The organism is Marinomonas sp. GJ51-14, from assembly GCF_055808695.1.
Genome location: NZ_CM147879.1, coordinates 129422 through 148203, shown reverse-complemented (window position 1 = coordinate 148203; position 18782 = coordinate 129422). Strand labels below are relative to the sequence as shown.

Here is an 18782-nt window from a genome sequence, read left to right as displayed (position 1 = left end):
ATGACCTTAAAAAGAGAGGAATATCATGCAAACTTATAAAAATAAAATGCAGCAAGCAAACCAAACTCTTCAACAACAAGGCCCTACTTGGGCTGCGATGAATCCTGAGTATGTAACGAGAATGCAACTGCAGAATCGTTTTAACACTGGTTTGGATATTGCGAAATATACAGCGAAAATAATGCGCGAAGACATGGCAAATTATGACAAAGATCCTGCTAATTACACGCAATCTTTGGGGTGCTGGCACGGATTTATTGGTCAACAAAAAATGATTTCGATTAAGAAGCATTTTGGTACAACTCGAAGCCGTTACCTTTACCTGTCTGGTTGGATGGTTGCGGCGATGCGCTCTGAATTTGGTCCATTACCAGATCAATCCATGCATGAAAAAACCTCTGTGCCTGCCTTGATTGAGGAGTTATATACCTTCTTAAAACAAGCTGATGCTCGTGAATTACAGCATTTGTTTAAAGAAATGGACGATGCGAGAGAGGCCGGCGATCAAGTGCGTGAACAAGCGGCACAACAAAAAGTAGATGAGTTTGAAACGCATGTAGTGCCTATCATTGCCGATATTGATGCAGGGTTTGGTAACGAAGAAGCAACCTATTTGCTGGCGAAGAAAATGATTGAAGCGGGGGCTTGTTGTATCCAATTAGAGAACCAAGTATCCGATGCTAAACAGTGTGGTCATCAAGATGGCAAAGTAACGGTACCTCATGAAGATTTCTTGGCAAAAATTAATGCAGTGCGTTATGCCTTTTTGGAGCTGGGTGTGGACGATGGTGTTATCGTAGCGCGCACGGATTCCTTGGGTGCTGGTTTGACTCAAAAGATTCCAGTATCACAAACAGAAGGTGATTTGGCAGAACAGTACAATGCTTTTATCGATGGTGAAGAGATTACGTCTTTGGCAGAGATGAAATCGGGTGACATGGCAATCAAGCAAGGCGAGAAGCTGATTAAGCCGACTCGTTTGGCTAATGGTTTGGTTCGTTTTAAACCAAATACGGGTGAAGATCGTGTGGTATTGGATTGCATTACCTCTTTGCAAAATGGTGCGGATCTTTTGTGGATTGAAACAGAGAAACCACACATTGGGCAAATTGCGTCGATTGTGAATCGTATTCGTGATGTCGTGCCAAATGCCAAGTTGGTTTATAACAACAGCCCGTCCTTTAACTGGACATTGAATTTCCGTCAGCAAATATTTGATACATGGTTAGCAGAAGGCAAAGACGTGTCAGCGTACCAACGTGAAAAATTAATGTCACAAGACTACGATGAGACAGCGCTTTCTGTTGAAGCAGATGAACAGATTCGTCGCTTCCAAAAAGACGCGGCGGCGCAAGCAGGCATCTTCCATCATTTGATTACACTGCCAACTTATCATACTGCGGCCTTGTCGACAGACAATTTAGCGAAAGACTACTTTGGTGAGCAAGGTATGTTGGGTTACGTGCTAGAAGTTCAGCGTAAAGAGATTCGTCAAGGTCTAGCTTGTGTGAAGCATCAAGATATGTCTGGATCTAATATGGGCGATGATCATAAAGAGTACTTCTCTGGTGTACATGCTCTTAAAGCATCAGGCAAGGATAATACAATGAATCAGTTCGCTGGTTAATATTGACTCGCAATAACCACCTGTTCAAACTAGATCAATGTTTGAAATGAAAAAAACCAGCAGCTTCCCCTCTGTTGGTTTTTTTAACGGTACTTAATCAAGTTATGTTTGAAGGTAAATACTCTGTTGTGTGAACCTGTGCCTTAGAGATTGAAGATCGAAGTAATCTTTATTGATTTTTTGTTAATTTTTCGTTTATTTTTATGGATTTTAATTTTCCTTCTGGTACCTTTCCGCACTTATTAAGTCATTATTGTTTGTTTTAAAAGCAAACGAAAAATAAAGTTTATTTTATAGATAAAAACTCTACTCTAAAGAGTTTGTATCTATACTTCTACAAGGAAAATTTTATGTTCAAGTCTCTTAAGTTAAGGATCTATTTGCTTGCGTTTGGACCCTTTCTATTTATTGCTATTATCAGTGCATTAACTCAAATGCAGACTTTAAAAACAGTAAATGATGGTGTTTCTAATCTCGTAGAGCAAGCCACAATAGAGACTGAAAAAAATCGTCTAGTGACGGTACTTGATTCTGCAATCAGTATTATTCAGCCACAAATCAATAAACCGGGTAAGGAAGGCTTACAAGAAGCCATGGATTTGTTGAATACTTATAAATTCGATGGCGGCGAAGGTTATTTGTATGCATATGACACCAAAGGCTTGAGGTTGATGCATGGGGCTGGTGGTAAAACAAATATTAATTTATATGATTTAAAAGATATTAAAGGCAATTTTATTTTACAAGATATTATTAAGGCTGCTACAAAAGGTGATGGTTTCAGTCAGTTCTACTTCCCTAAGCCAGGTGAGACTGAGCCGAGTAAAAAATATGGTTACGCTGTTTATGTGCAAAAATGGGATCTAGTTATTGGTACTGGTTTCTATATTGATAGCGCAGATAAAATTGTTGCCGATATATCCGCTTCTGTTGATGACATTCAATCCACTAGTCAGTTAACCGCTTTAGCAATTCTAGCGTTTGTGTTCGGTGTCTTAACTTTGATTGTTTTACTGTCTTCTCGCTCTGTTTTAACTCCATTAATGACATTAGGTTCGGCGGTAAAAAATTTAGCCAGTGGACAAGGTGATTTGACGAAGAAACTCCCAGACAGTTCGATTGATATTTTGAATAATATAGCTAAAGACTTTAATACATTTTTGGATTCTATGGCTGTTGATATTGGTTACTTAAAGCATTCGAGTAGTGATCTTCTTTCTATCTCTTTGAAATCGAATCAACAACGGATGAAGTTGTCAGAAGCGTCAGATAGACAGATAAATGAAACAAACCTAGTGGCTAGCGCAATAGAAGAAATGAAAGCGAACTCGAATGAGATTGCTGGTAATGCGGAGACCACAAAGCGTTCTGCTGAAAGTACCGAGCTAGAAATTCAAGAAGTATTAAAACAAGTTCAATTGTCTAATAGTGAGTTGAATGAGTTGAGCTCTGTGCTGAATACAGTGGAGCAATCTATCCATGTACTGGGTGGAAACGTTGATGAAATCAATGTGGCCCTTAGTGTTATCCAAGGAATCTTTGAACAGACTAACCTGTTGGCGCTTAATGCTGCAATTGAAGCGGCCAGAGCTGGTGAACAAGGTCGTGGTTTTGCTGTTGTAGCGGACGAAGTGCGCGGACTAGCTCAGCGTAGTCAGCAGAGTACGGTGGAAATCAAAGATGTTCTAGAAAAGCTTCAACAAAGCGCAGCAAAAGCAACAGAAGATATGCAAGGGTCAATGCAACGACGTGAAATGGTTGAGTCAGCAATGGCTAAAATTAGCGAAATTATCCATTCAAGTACAGATTCAATTAAGAATTTGACACAAATGAATGTGCAAGTTTCTACAGCTGCCTATCAACAGTCTCAAGTGGCAAGTGATATTGCTAAAAATGTAGTGGGAATAGCTCAACTCGCTGAAAATATTGGTGATGAATCTAGCCAAACAGCAGAGCAAATGGCATTGTTAGAAGAGCAAGCTCAAGTCATTAAAGGTATTAGTGATAAATTTAAAGTGTGATTGTTCATTTAAATATTTAGATTAGAAACTATGATGTTAAAAAGAATGCTTCGGCATTCTTTTTTTGTATGGAGTTATTAGCAGTGGAAGCTTACCTTTCTGGTCAGCAAGACACTATGAAGCGAGTTGATACGATTAAGAATTTGAAGTCGCTAAGTTCTTGGTGGGGGAAAATAACACTGGTTGGCAAAATAAATAGTTTTGAAGTGGCATCTACTATTTTACAAGACATGGATCATACATTGAGTCAATTTAATGACTTACAGGTACTATGAGTTGAAAGTTTAATCAATGAGCATGTTCGAAAACTATTGTTCAAAATACTTCCCGTTGCCAGATGGCAATTGATGTTCTAATGCGGAATTTACTTGAACTGGCTGCTGATATTGGCTTTTTATCAGCAGATTATGATGTTTAGTTTCTAAATAACGTTATTGCTTGGGTTCTAATACCTTGCTAATAATAGGGTAGTGTATCAATGAGACCGCATGAATGATGAAAAATTATCGTATTAGTAGTCGTGCTGAGGATATGGATTTTGATGCCATTCATTCTTATATAGCAACGACTTATTGGGCAGAAGGTATTCCAGTAGAAACTCTACAAAAAGCATTAGAAAACTCACTCTGCTTTGGTGTTTTTACTGCTGAAAATAAACAGATCGGCTTTGCCCGAATGATTACAGATCATGCAACATTTGCATATTTGGCGGACGTGTTTATTGATGAAGCACACAGAGGGAAGGGGTTGTCTAAATGGCTTATGGAAGAGATCCATAACCACTCTTCATTACAAGGTTTGCGTCGTATATTACTAGCGACAAAAGATGCTCATGGCTTGTATAAAAAATTTGGTTATACCGAACTGAATGATCCTTCAACATTTATGCAAAAATGGAATCCCAATATTTATAAGAATTAAGATATTTCATCATATAGATTTAAGGCTAATTAGCCTTCTGACACTTCTACCCGATTACGACCTTTATCTTTTCCTTTGTAAAGTGCTTTATCCGCACGTTTAATCATTTTTAGCGTGGTTTCATTTTTTGCTTCTGATTGGGTGATTCCGAAGGTAACAGTTAAAGGAAGTTTGAACTCACTATAAGTGCCTTGGGATACTTTACTTCTAAGTGCTTCAGCTATTGTGATTGCTTTCGTTAAAGCGGTGTTTGGTAAAATAATTATAAATTCTTCACCACCAAATCGAGCAATTATATCATTTTTTCTAAGCTCTTCTTTTAGTGCTTTAGCTACTTCAATTAAGCATAAATCGCCCACATCGTGACCGTATACATCATTGATACTTTTAAAATAATCAATATCAACTAACATCAAGGTTAATGGTGAGTTGATGTTTGCTTTATTTAGCTCTTTGTCAAAATAGAAGCTTAATCCACGTCGATTTAATAGGCTAGTTAGTGGATCTTGAAGGTTTTCGTCTTTAAGCTGATCTGTTAATTCGGTGTATTTTTGTAGGAAAAAACGCCCGAAAAACATGCTGAAAATAATGGTAGCTATTAACCAAAAACTGCGACTAAGGGTTTTTTCATCTGAATATAAGTGATCGTTTAAGTCCATAATAGCATCACCGAATATGCTAGCTAAGACAGTTGATATGATCAAAATAATGCCGATGATAAGGGACTCTAATCTACCTCCTATTAATGCTGCCATGATAGGGAACAAAGGTAAGAAAAAAGCTAATGGGCTGTTTATACCTCCCGATATTGCAAGAAGAGGCAAAATAAGAAGGTTGGAAGCCGTTAATGATATGGCTATCTCCCATTTTTCTAAAAAGCCAGCACGGATAATAAAATAGAAAATCACCGCTAGGGTTAAATCAATAAATTCTATCCATAAAAAATAGGGGTGTATCTCTGACAATAAAGGCCGGATGGTAATTGCACATATTAAAGTGGCAATGGTTAGTTCTACAATTCGTAGGGTTAGCCTGTGGTTTAGTTCTGCTTGTTTAGTTGTGTGCATAAATTGATTTTATCAGTCCATTTGTTGGCATCAATTTTAGATCATGCTTAATTAGGTGATGCTTAAGTTAAAAATTATACATGAGACTGGATAGATTTTTTCGTTTTATCCTTTTTTATTCTAAATATGTTTAGTCTTGACCCCTTTGTTGGTGATGAAAAAAGACAAGAATTAGCAAGATAGCCCAGCATCAAGTAAATCCATAAAACAGATTAAAGCATTGTGTTAGATTCACCATGAGAACGAATTTTTTTAAGAGGTAAGTAATGACATTGAAAAAACGTTTTATTGCATATGGTGCTTTGTTTTATTGTGTATTGGTTTTACCTGTTTATGCAGCAACCTTTGAAGTGCCAAGGTCGTTTGAAATTATGTATGTGGATCTTGAAAGTGCAAATCAGTTTGGGAGTGATTTCAAAGTGAATTTGGATGAAGGACAGCATCAGATAGTCGTTCGGTTTAATAAACTATTGAGAGCAGGTGGTGATACAGAAGCTTATCAGTCGGAACCTATAGTATTGGATATAGCATTTGGCAAAGATGCTTATCTAACTTTGAAAGCGCCTTATATATCGAATATAAAACAAGCTAAGGCATTTTCTAAAGAACCTATTTTCACTGTCGTTGATGATGTTAGTGGTAAAGAAGTTCAGTACCGTCAGGAAATTCTGTTAGAAAAAACTGGGTTACAAAATACTCGTAATTATGTGAATGAGATTGAACATTTGACAGCAGAGAAGCTCTCTGTAGCCAATGGTCCAGCACCAGCGCCACTCTTGATGAAAGAAAATATAACCTTGAGTAGGCTGCAATATTGGTATAACCAATCTGATGAAGCGACTCGACAAGAAATGCGCATCTTGATTGCTGATGATTTATATAAACCAAGGGGTTCAAGTATTCAATTAGAAATGATGCAGTTTTGGTTTAATAAGGCGACAGATGAAGAGAAAAAACGTTTCAGGTTTGGCTTGTAAAATAATTTTGAATCGTTAATTTCAACCATAAAAAAGAACCTCCAATATTGGTTGTCCAACTATTGGGGGTCACTTCATGCGTAGGGTCTTTTTATGGCCTAATGAGGTTTAGGCTGGTTGTGCTTTAGTGAATCTTTGGTTGAATTTATCGTTCAGCCAAAGAGCTAGTACAATAATACTACCGCCAATAACCAAGCGCAGAATATCTGCATCGCGATTCCAGAATAGAACGTTGACCAAAATGCCTGTAGGAATAAGCAGGTTATTAGCAATTGCCAAGGTTCCTACATCTACTTTTGTTGCGCCTTTATTCCAAGCAAAATAGCCTAAACCAGAAGCAACAATGCCTAGATAAATAAGAATTCCCCATTGTAAATTTGTAGTTGGAAGTTTGTCCGGATTTCCTAATAAAAGGTAGCAAGGAATAACAACTGCCAATGCACCTAGGAAAAACCAACCAAAGACAGTGCGTTGGGCAATACCTGGGTGGTTTTTGGTGATGACGCGTTTATAACCAACTTGTCCTGCTGCAAAGCAGATATTTGCACCCTGTACTATAAGTAGGCCTTTAATAAAGCCTTCATCTACGCCTTGATAGCGAATAGCAACGGCTCCAAGAATAGCGAGTAAAGAACAAAGAGCAAAACCAATATTGAATCGACGATCTAATATATCGTTTATTAGTGTTACATAAAGAGGCGTCATTACTGTGAATAACAGTCCCTCAGGGACTGATAAATATAAGAAAGATTGGTAATAGAAGCCATACATAATGCCGAGTTGCAGCGCACCACAGACCATCAATTTTAAAGCAACATTTGCTTCAATTTGACGAAACTTCAAAAAAGGTAAAAATACCGCCGTTGCTAATGCAACGCGTATGAGTACTGAAAACCAAGCATCAACCTGACCGGCGAGATAAACCCCAATCAAGCTGAATGAAAACGCCCAAAGTATGGTGACGGCAATGAGTATTGGCATAAAAATGTATTCCTTAAATAAATTTTTTGCCAGTTTACTTATTTTTTACATAACCGCAAATTAGTTTACTTAATTTTTAAATTTGGTTTACTAATGGTTTTTAATTGATCTTTTTGTCGTTTTTATTTTGAGAGTTCTGTTTTGAAAGGGAGCTTTCAGTTAGGCTTACTTTTTGTGGGATTAACTAGGATTTATATCAAGGCTTAAATTAAGTGGAAGCTAGAAAATAATGACTCTCGATTTTTTACCTAAATTTGAAGTGCGTTGTCGTGATTTTTTAGAATCACAAGGCCATGCTGATGTAGCCCACGATATCAGCCATATCTCGCGTGTAGTAAAGGTCGCCAAACAATTGGCGATAGAGGAAAGAGCTGAGCTAGCGATTGTGGTGCCTGCTGCGTGGTTGCATGATTGTGTGTCTTTACCAAAAAATCACCCAGATCGACATTTAGCTTCGACTATGTCAGGGGATAAAGCTATTGAGTTTCTAACCTCTATCCATTACCCCGCTGAATATTACCAAGCAATTCATCACGCCATTCGGGCCCATAGCTTTAGTGCGAACATAACGCCTGAAAGCTTGGAAGCAGAAATAGTTCAAGATGCGGATCGCCTAGATGCATTGGGTGCCGTTGGCGTCGCTCGCTGTATGCAAGTAAGTGGTATGCTTAATCGAGCTTTATATGCACCTGATGATCCATTTTGTGAAGTACGTAAACCTGATGATACCTTGTATTCGATTGATCATTTTTATAATAAGCTCTTTTGTATTGCCCAGAGTCTGATAACTTTGTCAGCCAGAACGGAAGGAAAAAGGAGAGAAGGTGTCATGAGGGAGTTTTTACATCAACTAGCACGAGAAATTTAATGTATAAGTGCCACAGATTTAATTTGAGCAATGACTTTTTGGCCTTTTGAAAGTGTTAGTTTATGTGCAGATAAAGTGGTGATTTTGGCAAGAATAGGGGTGTTATCAGTCAGTAGTCTAATCATCATCATACCTGGATCTTTTGGATCTTTTTCCATATCGTCAATAGTGACGTGAAGTCGATTTAAGATACTTGAATCTTCTTGTTCACTTAGTGACAGACTAACGTCTTTTGATTTGATTCTTAGGCGCAGAGTATCTCCTAATTTTTCTTTGCCTTGCTTAAACGCAATGGTTTGATCGCTGATCTTTAACCATGATAGTCCCCATTCCTCTTCTTGTTTTATCACAATACCTGAAACCACGACACTGGCATCTTGATGCCTAGAGAATGATGTACTGAGTTTTCCTAATAGGGTTTGTGTTTGACCTTCTTCAACCACATTTCCTTTTTCTAGAACAATCATATGGTCTGCTAACCGAATGACCTCATCAAGTGAGTGACTAACATAAATAATAGGTATGTTAGCACTGTGACACAGTTGCTCTAAATAGGGCAAAATTTCTTGTTTTAAAGCTTCATCTAAAGCAGCTAGAGGTTCGTCCATCAGAAGTAATTTTGGCTGGATTAAAAGTGCTCTAGCGATTGCGATTCTTTGTCGCTCACCACCAGAGAGTTGTGCTGGATACTGAGATAGAAGCGGTTCAATTTCCATTAAACGGATGACATCTTCATAAGAGATAATTGTCTGTGTTTTGTCTGCTCGTTTGGTGGCGAAATTCAGGTTTTCTCCTGCTGTTAGATGAGGGAATAGGTTGGCTTCTTGAAATACATAACCAATAGGCCTGCGGTGAGTGGGGAGTGACAGTTTGTCATTCTGCCATATTTCGCCATTTAGACTAATATTGCTTTTTAGATGTTTATCCAACCCAGCTATACAACGTAATAGGGTAGTTTTACCTGAACCTGAAGGCCCGAATAAAGCGGTTACGCCTGAGTTCGGAATTTTAATGTCAAGGTTTAAAGTAAAGTCAGACACTCTTGATTTTTTCTGGGAAACAAGAATGTTCAATGTGTTGGATGAAAGGTAATCTTTGCTTTCTGTCATAGTAAGCTACCTGTTACCGATTGGCTTTTTTGTCGCCTTTGGATGCTATACAAAAAAGCGAGGACAACAAAAGCAAAGGCAACCATAAGTAAGGAGAGAGAATGAGCTTGGCCATATTCCAGAGCTTCAACGTGATCGTATATTTGCACTGAAATAACCCGTGTTTCATTAGGAATATTTCCGCCTATCATTAACACCACGCCAAACTCTCCAACAGTATGAGCAAAGCCTAATACCGTAGCACTGATGTAACCAGGTTTTGCAAGAGGAACCGCAATATAAAGAAATCTATCTAATGGCGATGAGCGCAGAGTTGCCGCAGCTTCTAAAGGACTATTTCCTATAGCTAGAAATGCATTTTGAATGGGCTGAACGACAAAAGGTAATGAATACAACATGGAAGCCACCACCAAACCTGAAAAACTAAAAGGTAATGGTGAAAAGCCAAGCTGACCCAAGAACTGTCCGATTGGACCTTGAGGCCCTAAAAAAATCAGTAAATAAAACCCGAGTACTGTTGGTGGTAAAATAAGCGGCATGGCCACAATAGCATTGATGGGGCCTTTTAACCAAGATTGGGTACGGGCAAGCCACCAAGCAATTGGGGTACTAACAAAGAGCAATAATAGGGTGACTAAGCTTGCAAGCTTTAACGTCAGCCATATAGCGTCGATGTCTTCTGGACTGAATTGCATGGAATGTTTACCTAGTTTTGTACTGTTATATAGCCAAATTGAGCTATTTGAGCTTGACTGTCAACTCGCATTAAGAAGGACATAAAGGATTTAGCTAATGCTATATCTTCTGTTCTGTTTAGGATCACTGCTGCTTGATTGATATCGCTATAAAGACTGCTTGGAACTCTTATCATCTGACCTTCAGCTTGGTTCACTTGAACTTGAGACAGTGCCACAAATCCGATGTTGGCGTTTTGCGAATAAACAAACTGGTAAGTTTGACCTATGTTTTCCCCTCGTACTAATTTGCTCTGAACCTTATCCCATAAGGACAAATGACGTAGGCTTTCCTCTGCTGCTTTTCCATAAGGAGCTAATTTAGGGTTGGCAATGGCAATACGCTTTGCATTGAACAATGCTTCTTCTAAAGAGCTTAAAGGAGCCGTAGCCTTTGACCAAAGTGCTAATTGACCTTTGGCATAAATGGTTAGGCTTTTAGGGACGGCAATTTGATCCTCAATAAGAGTGTGTGGCTTTATTAAATCAGCAGAGAGAAAGATGTCATATGGTGCGCCGTGTTTGATTTGTGCGAAGAGTTTACCTGATGAACCAAAAGATAAGGTTAGTTTGTGACCTGTTTCTTTTTCGAATGCCTTAGCTAAGTGTTCGATTGGTACGATGAAATTAGATGCTACAGCAAGGTGTAAATTGTTTGCAAATGATTGGCTAGGAGTCAATAAGCTCCAAAGAAAGAGGAAAGGCAAGGCAACTATCTTAATATTTTTGATAAATTGCCTAGCGACTAAAAATGTTTTGTTTATCATCCGTTTTTGCTTGGCCCACTCTTCAGGTGACAAACGAGTTTAATGGAAATTAGGCGAGCAACAAATAACAATTGCCCTGTTCCATACCGACGATTGCTCTTTTCAAGTGACTTCCCTGACAAGGACCCGTAATGCATGAACCATCTTTTGGTGAAAAGAGCGCCCCATGGTGGTGACATTTTAAGTAGTCGCCTTCATTATCAAGTGCTTTTTCAGCTGAGCTGTTAAGAGGTTTGTTTTGATGAGGACAATTGTTCTCGTAAGCAATAATTTGTCCTTGTTGTTTAGTAATCAAGAAGTCGTACTTTTCTACTTTGATGTTAAGCGCTTGACCTTCAGAAAGGCTTTGCGTATTAGGTATTAAATGCTTATTAAACACGTGAGTACCGCACTTTTATTATAATTAATGTTGTTTATTTCAATAAAATTGATATTTGCTGTTAATGGTTCAACTGAAAAATAGCTTGTGAAAGCTGCACCTCAGTTGTATTTATTCTCAATTTTGTTGCCGACTGTATAAATTTAATTAAGGAAAATGTCAGTAAAATAAACTTTCCGTTAGGAAGGACTCTAAAGCGCTAGGATGCATGAGTCAATATGCAAGAATTGAGTTAGTTCTTTTGATAACGTTGCTTGCGCATCATAAGCTCCTTATACTTCTCTGCTATGGCCAAAAAAACACCCACAAAATCTACACGTAAGTCCCCGACCCGAAAGAGAAAAGTATCTAAATCTTCACTTTTTAGGCGGATGTTTCGTGCCCTTTTTAAATGGGGACTTATTTTTTCCTTAATTGGCAGTATTCCTTTTGCTGGTTGGGTCTGGTGGTTGAATTCTCAGGTTGTGAATCGCTTTGAAGGACAAAAGTGGCAAGTACCTTCAGAGGTTTATAGTGCCCCTATTATTCTCAAGAGTGGTGCTCCTTGGAAAAAACAAGATTTAGAAAACTTACTTGAAGAAACGGGCTACCGTTTTGGCCGTAATAGTCAAAATGTAGGCTGGGCGGCTCGCAGTCAAACAAAAGTCAGTGCGCACCTACGTTCTTATGTTGATCATCTCGGTTTTCATGAAAGTGAAAGGCGAATTTTTTCTTTTCAAAATGGTCGACTTTCTATCCAGACATTGAGTGGTTCAGAAGTTGAAGAAGCCAGAATTGAACCTCAGCGTATTGGTTTTTTATACGGGGGTAATACAGAAAGCCGACAAATATTAAGGTATGACGAAATTCCTAGTACCTTAATTGATATTCTCATTTCTGTGGAAGACCAAGATTTTTATCATCATTGGGGGATTTCTTTAACAGGTATTGCCCGAGCTGTGGTTGTTAACTTCACCCATGGTTCTCGTCGTCAAGGTGGTTCAACCTTAACGCAACAACTTGTTAAAAACATGTTCTTGAGCTCAGAGCGAACCTACACGCGAAAACTAACTGAAGTTGTCATGAGTTTGCTGCTTGAATATCACTATTCCAAAGACGCTATCATTACAGCTTACATGAATGAAGTGTACTTAGCTCAACTGGGTAGCAGTGCTTTGCATGGCTTTGCAGCGGCCAGTCAGCACTTCTTTGGACGGCCTGTTAATGAATTGAATATTGACGAATTTGCTCTTTTAGTTGGTATGGTAAAAGGTCCATCTCTTTATAACCCTGAACGTTCTCCTAATCGAGCGAAAGCTCGCCGTAATACAGTATTGGGCGTGTTGAAAAGCCAAGGTCGATTATCTGAGGCTGATTATAATAGTTTGATAAAACAGCCTATTCGTCTGGCGAGTAAACAAAAAGAGCGTTCCGTTTACGGTGATTATCTCGACCTTGTAGCAATGCAATTGTCTCGAGATTTTGATGAAACTACATTGGCGACGAAGAATTTACGAATTTACACCGGTGTTGATATTCGAGCTCAGAGAGCTGCAAGTTTAGCTATGCAACGGCAAGTTGGGGCTTTGGAAAAAAGGGATCCGAAGTTAAAAGGCTTGCAAGGTGCTATGGTGGTCACAGATCGAGAATCTGGACAGGTTCGTGCCATTGTAGGATCCAGCGGACAGTATTATACCGGTTTTAATCGTGCGTTAGGTGCAGTAAGGCCAATTGGCTCACTAGTTAAGCCTCCGCTGTACCTATCTGCTTTAGCTACAGGGCGCTATACATGGTGGTCCAAAATTGAAGATAAGCGTTTACGATTTAATGTTGGCGGTCAAATTTGGGAGCCAGAGAACTACGATCGAAGAACACATGGTGTTGTTCATTTGTATGAGGCTATGGCGAAATCCTATAATTTAGCTACAGTGAATTTGGCGCAAGAAGTAGGCTTTGATCGGATTGGAGATGCTTTGCGACAATTAGGTGTTAAGAGGCCTTTTACAATGCATCCTGCGATGGCGTTAGGTGCCTTGGAGTTATCTCCTTTTGAGGTGTCGAGACTTTATCAACCAATTGCTTCTCAAGGTCAGAGTAGTGAGTTAGGGGTTGTACTTGCTGTAATGGATCAAGATGATCATTTGATGAAACGGTTTGATCAAGATAATGAAGTGCCTTTTACCGATGCAGTACTTGCTGTAACGTTAGATGGAATGACGAAGACTCCAAAAATCGGGACGGCTAGAGCTGCTCAAGCGGCATTTCCCGGACTTAATTTTGCTGCAAAAACAGGCACAACAAATCAACAGAAGGACAGCTGGTATATTGGTATAACAGGAGATTATTCTACGACAGTGTGGCTGGGCGATGACGATAATGTTCCGTTAAGTATAACTGGCAGTAGTGGTGCACAAAAAGTGTGGATCGACTTCACACAGAATGTAAACCCTAGATCTTTGCCTGATACCTTGCCTAGTGGTGCAGCACGCTTTAACGTATTGGATAATAAATTTGAAATTGCAGCAGAACGTTGCAATGATAAAACACCGTTAGCATTTATTTTAGGTACTGAACCGAAAGACAGTTCTTCTTGTTTTTGGCCCTTTTAAGAAATCATATAGCTTTTAATGTGTAAGGAGTAGTACAGAATGCGACTGCATACAAACTTGTTTTTTTGTCTTATTGCTAGCTTTTTCTATTCAGGCATTGCATCTGGCGAAACGAGTGCTCGATTATCTCCTTTCTCAACTTGTACTTCTCTTACAGCATCTGGAAACTCCGAATACCCTCCGTTTTTATGGAGAGAAACACCCACATCAATAGAATTAAGTGGTGTAAATCGCCTTATCATTGACGAAGTTAGTCGACGGATTGGGATTCCTATTAAGCTTATTCATGTCGGGCCTTGGTCGCGAGCTCAAACAGAAGTGAAAAATGGTCGTATTGATTTAATGGCTGGCGCTTTTTATACCAATGAGCGTGCCAATTATATGGACTACTTTACCCCTGTGATGTTGCATACAACTAGTGTGGTTTGGCAACAAAAAGATAAGCAATTTCCGTTTAGTAAAAAAGAAGATTTAGAAGATAAGTGGGGAGTTACTGTTATTAATAACAGTTTTGGGCAAGAGTTTGACCAATACGCTAAACGTAGTTTAAACATACTTGCTGTGGCCAGTTTATCCCAGGCGTTACGCATGTTAGCTGCAGATCGAGTAGATTATGTTTTGTATGAAAAGAATCCAGCCCATGCTTATGCGACTATTTTAGGGTTATCAGACAAAATTGTTTCTGTGTCTCCTTATATTAGTAGTGAAGGCTTGTATTTGACTATGTCTAAAAGCTCACCTTGTAATACCACTTCTGTTAAACACCAAATTGCCCTTGCTCTACAGAGCATGAATAATGATGGCTTTACAGAAAAAGCATTGGTTGATGGTGTACAAGATTGGGGAAGTCGTAGCCACTCAGATTTGTTGATTGAATGATATAAGGGGTTATTTACGCTTGATAAGGGAATTATATAAATTAACCCATTGATCGGTGACAGCTTCCCAACTGTAATCGTACCCCATCGCGTTTCTTTGTTTTTCTTGCCAGCGGTTAATGTCTTTAAATTCGTCGTAACAACGCTCCATAGCCGCTTGCAATGATTCATTGTCGGCGTTTTTGAAAACAAAACCATTGGCTTTTTTATCTTTCTGGTCTTCTTCAAAGACGGTATCGGCTAGTCCACCCGTTTGTCTCACTACTGGCAGGGTTCCGTATTTTAGAGCATAGAGTTGTGTTAATCCGCAAGGTTCGAATCTTGATGGAATAAGTAAGGCATCAATACCTGCTTGTAAACGATGTGAGTAATCTTCAAAATATCCAATAGTCACCGCTACTTGTTCTGGGAAGAGGCGCTGTAATTCTAAATAACCAGCTTCTAATGATTTGTCTCCTGATCCAAGAACAATAAGGCGGGCACCTTTCTTTAATAGTGCCGGCATAACCTCTAGAACGAGATCTAAGCCTTTTTGTTCTGTGAGTCGACTGACAATACCAAATATCGGTTGGCTAATGTCTTCTGGCAGGTGGTTTTCCCTTAAAAGCGCGAGTTTGTTCTTCTGTTTTTGATCGAGGTGATTTGAGTCGTAATTATGAGGTATAAGCGTGTCTTTCTCTGGTGACCACTGGTCATAGTCGACACCATTTAAAATACCGAAAAGCCTTTCTTGCATTGCTCTGAGTACACCGTCTAAACCATCACCGTATTCTGGAGTGAGTATTTCTTTGGCATAAGTAGGGCTTACTGTTGTCACAGCATCGGCATAAACCAAACCGGCTTTGAGGCCAGAGAACCGCCCATAAAACTCCATACCATGCATGCTGAGTAGTTCCGGTGATAAATGAGTGTCTGCAAATTGATTCATATCAAAACTACCGTTGTAACGTAAATTATGTACGGTAGTGACAACTGGGATATGTTCTGTCTTCCAGCTTTCCAAATATGCTGCAGCGAAGCCTGTTTGCCAATCATTGAGGTGCAGTAAGTCAGCTTGCCAGTCCATAAGGTGGCCATGTAACGCTAATGTCGCTGTAGCCCATGATAGCGCGGCAAAGCGTATGTGGTTATCATTAAAGTCTAGACCGTCTTTATCGACGTAAGGGCCATCTTCCCGTTCATAAAGTGCTTGGCATTGTAGTAACCAGATTGGCGTATTATTTTCAAGGATATGAGTTTCTAAAAGTAACAAATCACCGATACCAAAAGGGTTACCTAAGTTGATACTCTTCTGAATAGGGGCTACCTTTTCTAATAGGCCTTTGTAAGCTGGCATAATGAGTTTGACATCATGGCCTTTTTTTCTCAACGCAACTGGTAGGGCGCCTGCAACATCGGCTAATCCACCGGTTTTAATCAAAGGATAAATTTCAGAAGCTGCGAAGAGTATTTTCATTATTTTGCGTCTTATTGATTTGGAATAATGATCAGAGTATACCTAGAAACGAGCGAGTTGATAAAAAATTAAGGGCATCACATGGATTTAAATACGGCACGTATGAAAACCTTGTCCATTATATTAGCGGGCGGACGAGGCTCTAGATTAAAACAATTAACCGATAATCGCTCTAAACCTGCTGTTCCTATTGCAGGTAAGTATAAAATCATTGATTTTCCACTTTCTAATTGCATAAATTCAGGAATGCGACGAATTGCCGTATTAACACAATATCGATCCCATACATTGAATCAGCATGTACAGCGAGGTTGGAATTTCTTACGTTCTGATTTTAATGAATTCATAGAATTATGGCCGGCTCAACAGCAAACCGGCAGTGACTGGTATCGTGGTACGGCAGATGCTGTGTTTCAAAATTTGAGTATGATTGATGGTTTGGAGAGTGAATACATACTCATTCTTGCGGGCGATCATGTTTATAAACAAGATTATAGCAGTATGCTGAAAGAGCATATTGAGAGTGGTGCAGACGTTACTGTTGCTTGTATTGAGGTGCCAATAGAAGAGGCGAATCAGTTTGGTATTATGCACATTGATGAAGGTAGTAACATTATTGCCTTTGAGGAAAAACCTTCTAACCCTCCAACCATGCCTGGAAAACCAAATATCTCCCTAGCAAGCATGGGAATCTATATTTTCAACACTAAGTTTTTGTCGGAAAATTTGCGTTCTGATGCCAGTGATGATGCATCAAGTCATGATTTTGGTAAGGATCTTATTCCATTATTTGTCGGGCGTAGCAATATTAAAGCTCATCATTTTGCTAATAGTGTTGTCGAGAATCCTAGTTATCCTGTTAAGCCTTATTGGCGTGATGTAGGAACTTTGACAGCCTATTGGGAAGCGAATATGGATTTAACACGCTTAACACCTGAATTGGATTTATATGACGAGGATTGGCCAATTCGAACAATGCAGTATCAGCGTCCTGCGGCTAAGTTCAATTACAACTACGAAGAGCGTATTGGTACAGCGCTAAATTCGGTCGTTTCTGCTGGTTGTATCGTATCGGGTTCGACGGTTGAACAATCTATTTTATTTAACAATGTGAGGGTGAATTCATACTCGTATGTTAATAAATCTGTTGTGTTGCCTCGTTGTGATATAGGGCGTAACTGTCGCTTGACTAAAGTTGTAGTGGATTCTGATTGCTGTATCCCTGAAGGGACTATTATCGGAGAGGATGCGGTGGCGGACACTGCAAGGTTTTACCGAAATTCAGATGGCATTACACTAGTGACTCAAGAAATGATTGAAGCCCTGTCTTAACTATCATGTTTCTATTGATTTTACTGCTTTCTTGAAATCCGCTTTATAAGCGGTTTTTTTGTACGTTTGAAGTTCAAATGTGTTTTTACTCGGGAGTTAACTGTACCTTGCTTGAATTCTGATAAATCGGGCGCATTAGTAGAGGTAGTTTTTGGAGCTGTCTTTTAGATAGAGTCGTTTTTAGAAAAGTATTTTTCGTATGTTTTTTGAGTTGTGGTTATCCACGTAACCTGTGGATAACCCTATTGGTGGAATTATGATAACTTTCGGAAGCCTAGATTTTATAGGGCTTCAGCATCAGGTGTTCATTTCTTCTGCAGTCTTTGATTTAGTGTACATTTATTAACTCATATAAATTGTATCGGTAATGGGGTGTTTTATGTTTACAGGTATTGTTCAGGGAACTGCAAGTGTGCAGGCAGCACATCAAGTGGGGCGTAATAAGCGTCTAGAAATCGTGTTTCCTGCAGGTGTTATGCTAGGTCAACAATTAGGTGCAAGTGTCGCTATTAATGGAGTTTGCTTGACTGTCTCTGAAATTGGCCATGATGTACTAACATTCGATGTAATTGATATGACATTAGAGCTGACGAATATAGGTCTTCTTCAAGCCGGTGATACAGTCAACTTTGAACGTGCTGCTAAAATGGGTGATGAAGTGGGTGGTCATGTTATGTCGGGCCATATCATGACTACAGTTACAGTGTCTCGAATTGAAAAAATTGAAGAAAGTGTTCATATTCGTTTTACAACGGATCGTCAGAATGAAGTAGATGCAAGACGCTATTTATTTAATAAAGGTTATGTCGGTTTAAATGGTTCAAGTTTAACCATCAGTGATATTGGTGATGACTGGATAGAAGTTTCCTTGATTCCCGAAACACTTAGGTTGACGACATTCGGTATTTTGTCTATTGGCGATAGGGTGAACCTAGAGATTGATGCCCACACACAAGCTACGGTTGATACGGTTGAGCGTATTCTAAAAGAAAAAGGAATTGTCTTGCCTTGAGGCTGAATAAAGAACGATTTTGATTATTAAATAATGCAAGGTGCTATTCTGGCACCTTGGTGACC

General features: G+C 39.1%; 17 protein-coding genes. 10 read left to right on the top strand and 7 right to left on the bottom strand.

Features of this window, described 5'->3' with window-relative positions; translation table 11 throughout:
* Positions 1-46: 46 nt before the first annotated feature.
* The 4 genes from AC0L3Y_RS00720 (at position 47) to AC0L3Y_RS00705 (ending at position 4569) form a co-directional block, all read left to right on the top strand.
* Positions 47-1627, top strand: a complete 1581-nt coding sequence (locus AC0L3Y_RS00720) for an isocitrate lyase (protein WP_473470562.1) — start codon at positions 47-49, stop codon at positions 1625-1627.
* Positions 1628-1977: 350 nt separating this feature from the next.
* Positions 1978-3648, top strand: coding sequence for a methyl-accepting chemotaxis protein (locus AC0L3Y_RS00715; protein WP_473467548.1), 1671 nt, complete (start codon positions 1978-1980; stop codon positions 3646-3648).
* Positions 3649-3731: 83 nt separating this feature from the next.
* The gene (locus AC0L3Y_RS00710) at positions 3732-3923 is read left to right on the top strand and encodes a hypothetical protein (RefSeq protein ID WP_473467546.1); all 192 of its coding nucleotides are present in this window, start codon (positions 3732-3734) and stop codon (positions 3921-3923) included.
* Positions 3924-4140: 217 nt separating this feature from the next.
* Positions 4141-4569 (top strand): GNAT family N-acetyltransferase, encoded by a 429-nt coding sequence (locus tag AC0L3Y_RS00705; RefSeq protein WP_473467541.1) that lies wholly within the window; start codon positions 4141-4143, stop codon positions 4567-4569.
* Positions 4570-4598: 29 nt separating this feature from the next.
* On the opposite strand, the gene AC0L3Y_RS00700 is transcribed toward AC0L3Y_RS00705, so the two are convergent.
* Positions 4599-5636 carry a GGDEF domain-containing protein gene (locus tag AC0L3Y_RS00700; protein WP_473467538.1) on the bottom strand — a complete coding sequence of 346 codons (1038 nt, stop codon included), beginning with the start codon at positions 5634-5636 and terminating at the stop codon, positions 4599-4601.
* Positions 5637-5902: 266 nt separating this feature from the next.
* Between AC0L3Y_RS00700 and AC0L3Y_RS00695 the strand changes: the two genes are divergently transcribed.
* Positions 5903-6613: a YccT family protein gene (locus AC0L3Y_RS00695; RefSeq protein ID WP_473467534.1), complete on the top strand. Its 711-nt coding sequence runs from the start codon at positions 5903-5905 to the stop codon at positions 6611-6613.
* A 108-nt stretch (positions 6614-6721) separates the two neighbouring features.
* On the opposite strand, the gene AC0L3Y_RS00690 is transcribed toward AC0L3Y_RS00695, so the two are convergent.
* Positions 6722-7594 carry a carboxylate/amino acid/amine transporter gene (locus tag AC0L3Y_RS00690; protein WP_473467531.1) on the bottom strand — a complete coding sequence of 291 codons (873 nt, stop codon included), beginning with the start codon at positions 7592-7594 and terminating at the stop codon, positions 6722-6724.
* A gap of 229 nt (positions 7595-7823) precedes the next feature.
* Between AC0L3Y_RS00690 and AC0L3Y_RS00685 the strand changes: the two genes are divergently transcribed.
* Positions 7824-8462 carry an HD domain-containing protein gene (locus tag AC0L3Y_RS00685; RefSeq protein WP_473467528.1) on the top strand — a complete coding sequence of 213 codons (639 nt, stop codon included), beginning with the start codon at positions 7824-7826 and terminating at the stop codon, positions 8460-8462.
* On the opposite strand, the gene modC is transcribed toward AC0L3Y_RS00685, so the two are convergent.
* From modC to AC0L3Y_RS00665, 4 genes are read right to left on the bottom strand one after another with little or no spacing between them, the layout of a single operon-like run.
* Complete coding sequence (gene modC, locus AC0L3Y_RS00680) at positions 8459-9571, bottom strand: molybdenum ABC transporter ATP-binding protein (RefSeq protein ID WP_473467524.1); 1113 nt, start codon at positions 9569-9571, stop codon at positions 8459-8461. The genes AC0L3Y_RS00685 and modC overlap by 4 nt on opposite strands.
* Positions 9568-10266, bottom strand: a complete 699-nt coding sequence (modB, locus tag AC0L3Y_RS00675; protein ID WP_473467522.1) for a molybdate ABC transporter permease subunit — start codon at positions 10264-10266, stop codon at positions 9568-9570. The genes modC and modB overlap by 4 nt, the downstream gene beginning before the upstream one ends.
* 11 nt (positions 10267-10277) lie before the next feature.
* On the bottom strand, positions 10278-11072 hold the full coding sequence (gene modA, locus AC0L3Y_RS00670) for a molybdate ABC transporter substrate-binding protein (protein ID WP_473467520.1): 795 nt from the start codon (positions 11070-11072) through the stop codon (positions 10278-10280).
* A 49-nt stretch (positions 11073-11121) separates the two neighbouring features.
* Positions 11122-11451, bottom strand: coding sequence for a Rieske (2Fe-2S) protein (locus tag AC0L3Y_RS00665; protein ID WP_473467518.1), 330 nt, complete (start codon positions 11449-11451; stop codon positions 11122-11124).
* A gap of 371 nt (positions 11452-11822) precedes the next feature.
* On the opposite strand from AC0L3Y_RS00665, the gene AC0L3Y_RS00660 reads away from it, so the two are divergent.
* Together AC0L3Y_RS00660 and AC0L3Y_RS00655 are read left to right on the top strand one after the other, a co-directional pair.
* The gene (locus AC0L3Y_RS00660; protein ID WP_473467515.1) at positions 11823-14039 is read left to right on the top strand and encodes a transglycosylase domain-containing protein; all 2217 of its coding nucleotides are present in this window, start codon (positions 11823-11825) and stop codon (positions 14037-14039) included.
* 39 nt (positions 14040-14078) lie between these two features.
* Positions 14079-14918, top strand: coding sequence for a substrate-binding periplasmic protein (locus tag AC0L3Y_RS00655; RefSeq protein ID WP_473467513.1), 840 nt, complete (start codon positions 14079-14081; stop codon positions 14916-14918).
* Positions 14919-14927: 9 nt separating this feature from the next.
* Here the strand turns inward: AC0L3Y_RS00655 and glgA are convergent, their stop codons facing one another.
* Positions 14928-16373 carry a glycogen synthase GlgA gene (glgA, locus tag AC0L3Y_RS00650; protein WP_473467511.1) on the bottom strand — a complete coding sequence of 482 codons (1446 nt, stop codon included), beginning with the start codon at positions 16371-16373 and terminating at the stop codon, positions 14928-14930.
* A gap of 81 nt (positions 16374-16454) precedes the next feature.
* On the opposite strand from glgA, the gene glgC reads away from it, so the two are divergent.
* Positions 16455-17705: a glucose-1-phosphate adenylyltransferase gene (gene glgC / locus AC0L3Y_RS00645; RefSeq protein WP_473467508.1), complete on the top strand. Its 1251-nt coding sequence runs from the start codon at positions 16455-16457 to the stop codon at positions 17703-17705.
* Positions 17706-18084: 379 nt separating this feature from the next.
* Positions 18085-18717, top strand: coding sequence for a riboflavin synthase subunit alpha (locus tag AC0L3Y_RS00640; protein ID WP_473467506.1), 633 nt, complete (start codon positions 18085-18087; stop codon positions 18715-18717).
* Positions 18718-18782: the final 65 nt, after the last annotated feature.

What these genes read in the sequence shown, in the direction of transcription:
- AC0L3Y_RS00655 (WP_473467513.1), top strand. Translation starts at nt 14,079, where the DNA reads ATGCGACTGCATACAAACTTGTTTTTTTGTCTTATTGCTAGCTTTTTC.
- AC0L3Y_RS00705 (WP_473467541.1), top strand. Translation starts at nt 4,141, where the DNA reads ATGATGAAAAATTATCGTATTAGTAGTCGTGCTGAGGATATGGATTTT.
- AC0L3Y_RS00690 (WP_473467531.1), bottom strand. Translation starts at nt 7,594, where the DNA reads ATGCCAATACTCATTGCCGTCACCATACTTTGGGCGTTTTCATTCAGC.
- AC0L3Y_RS00700 (WP_473467538.1), bottom strand. Translation starts at nt 5,636, where the DNA reads ATGCACACAACTAAACAAGCAGAACTAAACCACAGGCTAACCCTACGA.
- modA (WP_473467520.1), bottom strand. Translation starts at nt 11,072, where the DNA reads ATGATAAACAAAACATTTTTAGTCGCTAGGCAATTTATCAAAAATATT.
- glgC (WP_473467508.1), top strand. Translation starts at nt 16,455, where the DNA reads ATGGATTTAAATACGGCACGTATGAAAACCTTGTCCATTATATTAGCG.
- AC0L3Y_RS00695 (WP_473467534.1), top strand. Translation starts at nt 5,903, where the DNA reads ATGACATTGAAAAAACGTTTTATTGCATATGGTGCTTTGTTTTATTGT.
- AC0L3Y_RS00720 (WP_473470562.1), top strand. Translation starts at nt 47, where the DNA reads ATGCAGCAAGCAAACCAAACTCTTCAACAACAAGGCCCTACTTGGGCT.
- modC (WP_473467524.1), bottom strand. Translation starts at nt 9,571, where the DNA reads ATGACAGAAAGCAAAGATTACCTTTCATCCAACACATTGAACATTCTT.
- AC0L3Y_RS00685 (WP_473467528.1), top strand. Translation starts at nt 7,824, where the DNA reads ATGACTCTCGATTTTTTACCTAAATTTGAAGTGCGTTGTCGTGATTTT.
- AC0L3Y_RS00715 (WP_473467548.1), top strand. Translation starts at nt 1,978, where the DNA reads ATGTTCAAGTCTCTTAAGTTAAGGATCTATTTGCTTGCGTTTGGACCC.
- AC0L3Y_RS00640 (WP_473467506.1), top strand. Translation starts at nt 18,085, where the DNA reads ATGTTTACAGGTATTGTTCAGGGAACTGCAAGTGTGCAGGCAGCACAT.
- AC0L3Y_RS00660 (WP_473467515.1), top strand. Translation starts at nt 11,823, where the DNA reads ATGTTTCGTGCCCTTTTTAAATGGGGACTTATTTTTTCCTTAATTGGC.
- modB (WP_473467522.1), bottom strand. Translation starts at nt 10,266, where the DNA reads ATGCAATTCAGTCCAGAAGACATCGACGCTATATGGCTGACGTTAAAG.
- glgA (WP_473467511.1), bottom strand. Translation starts at nt 16,373, where the DNA reads ATGAAAATACTCTTCGCAGCTTCTGAAATTTATCCTTTGATTAAAACC.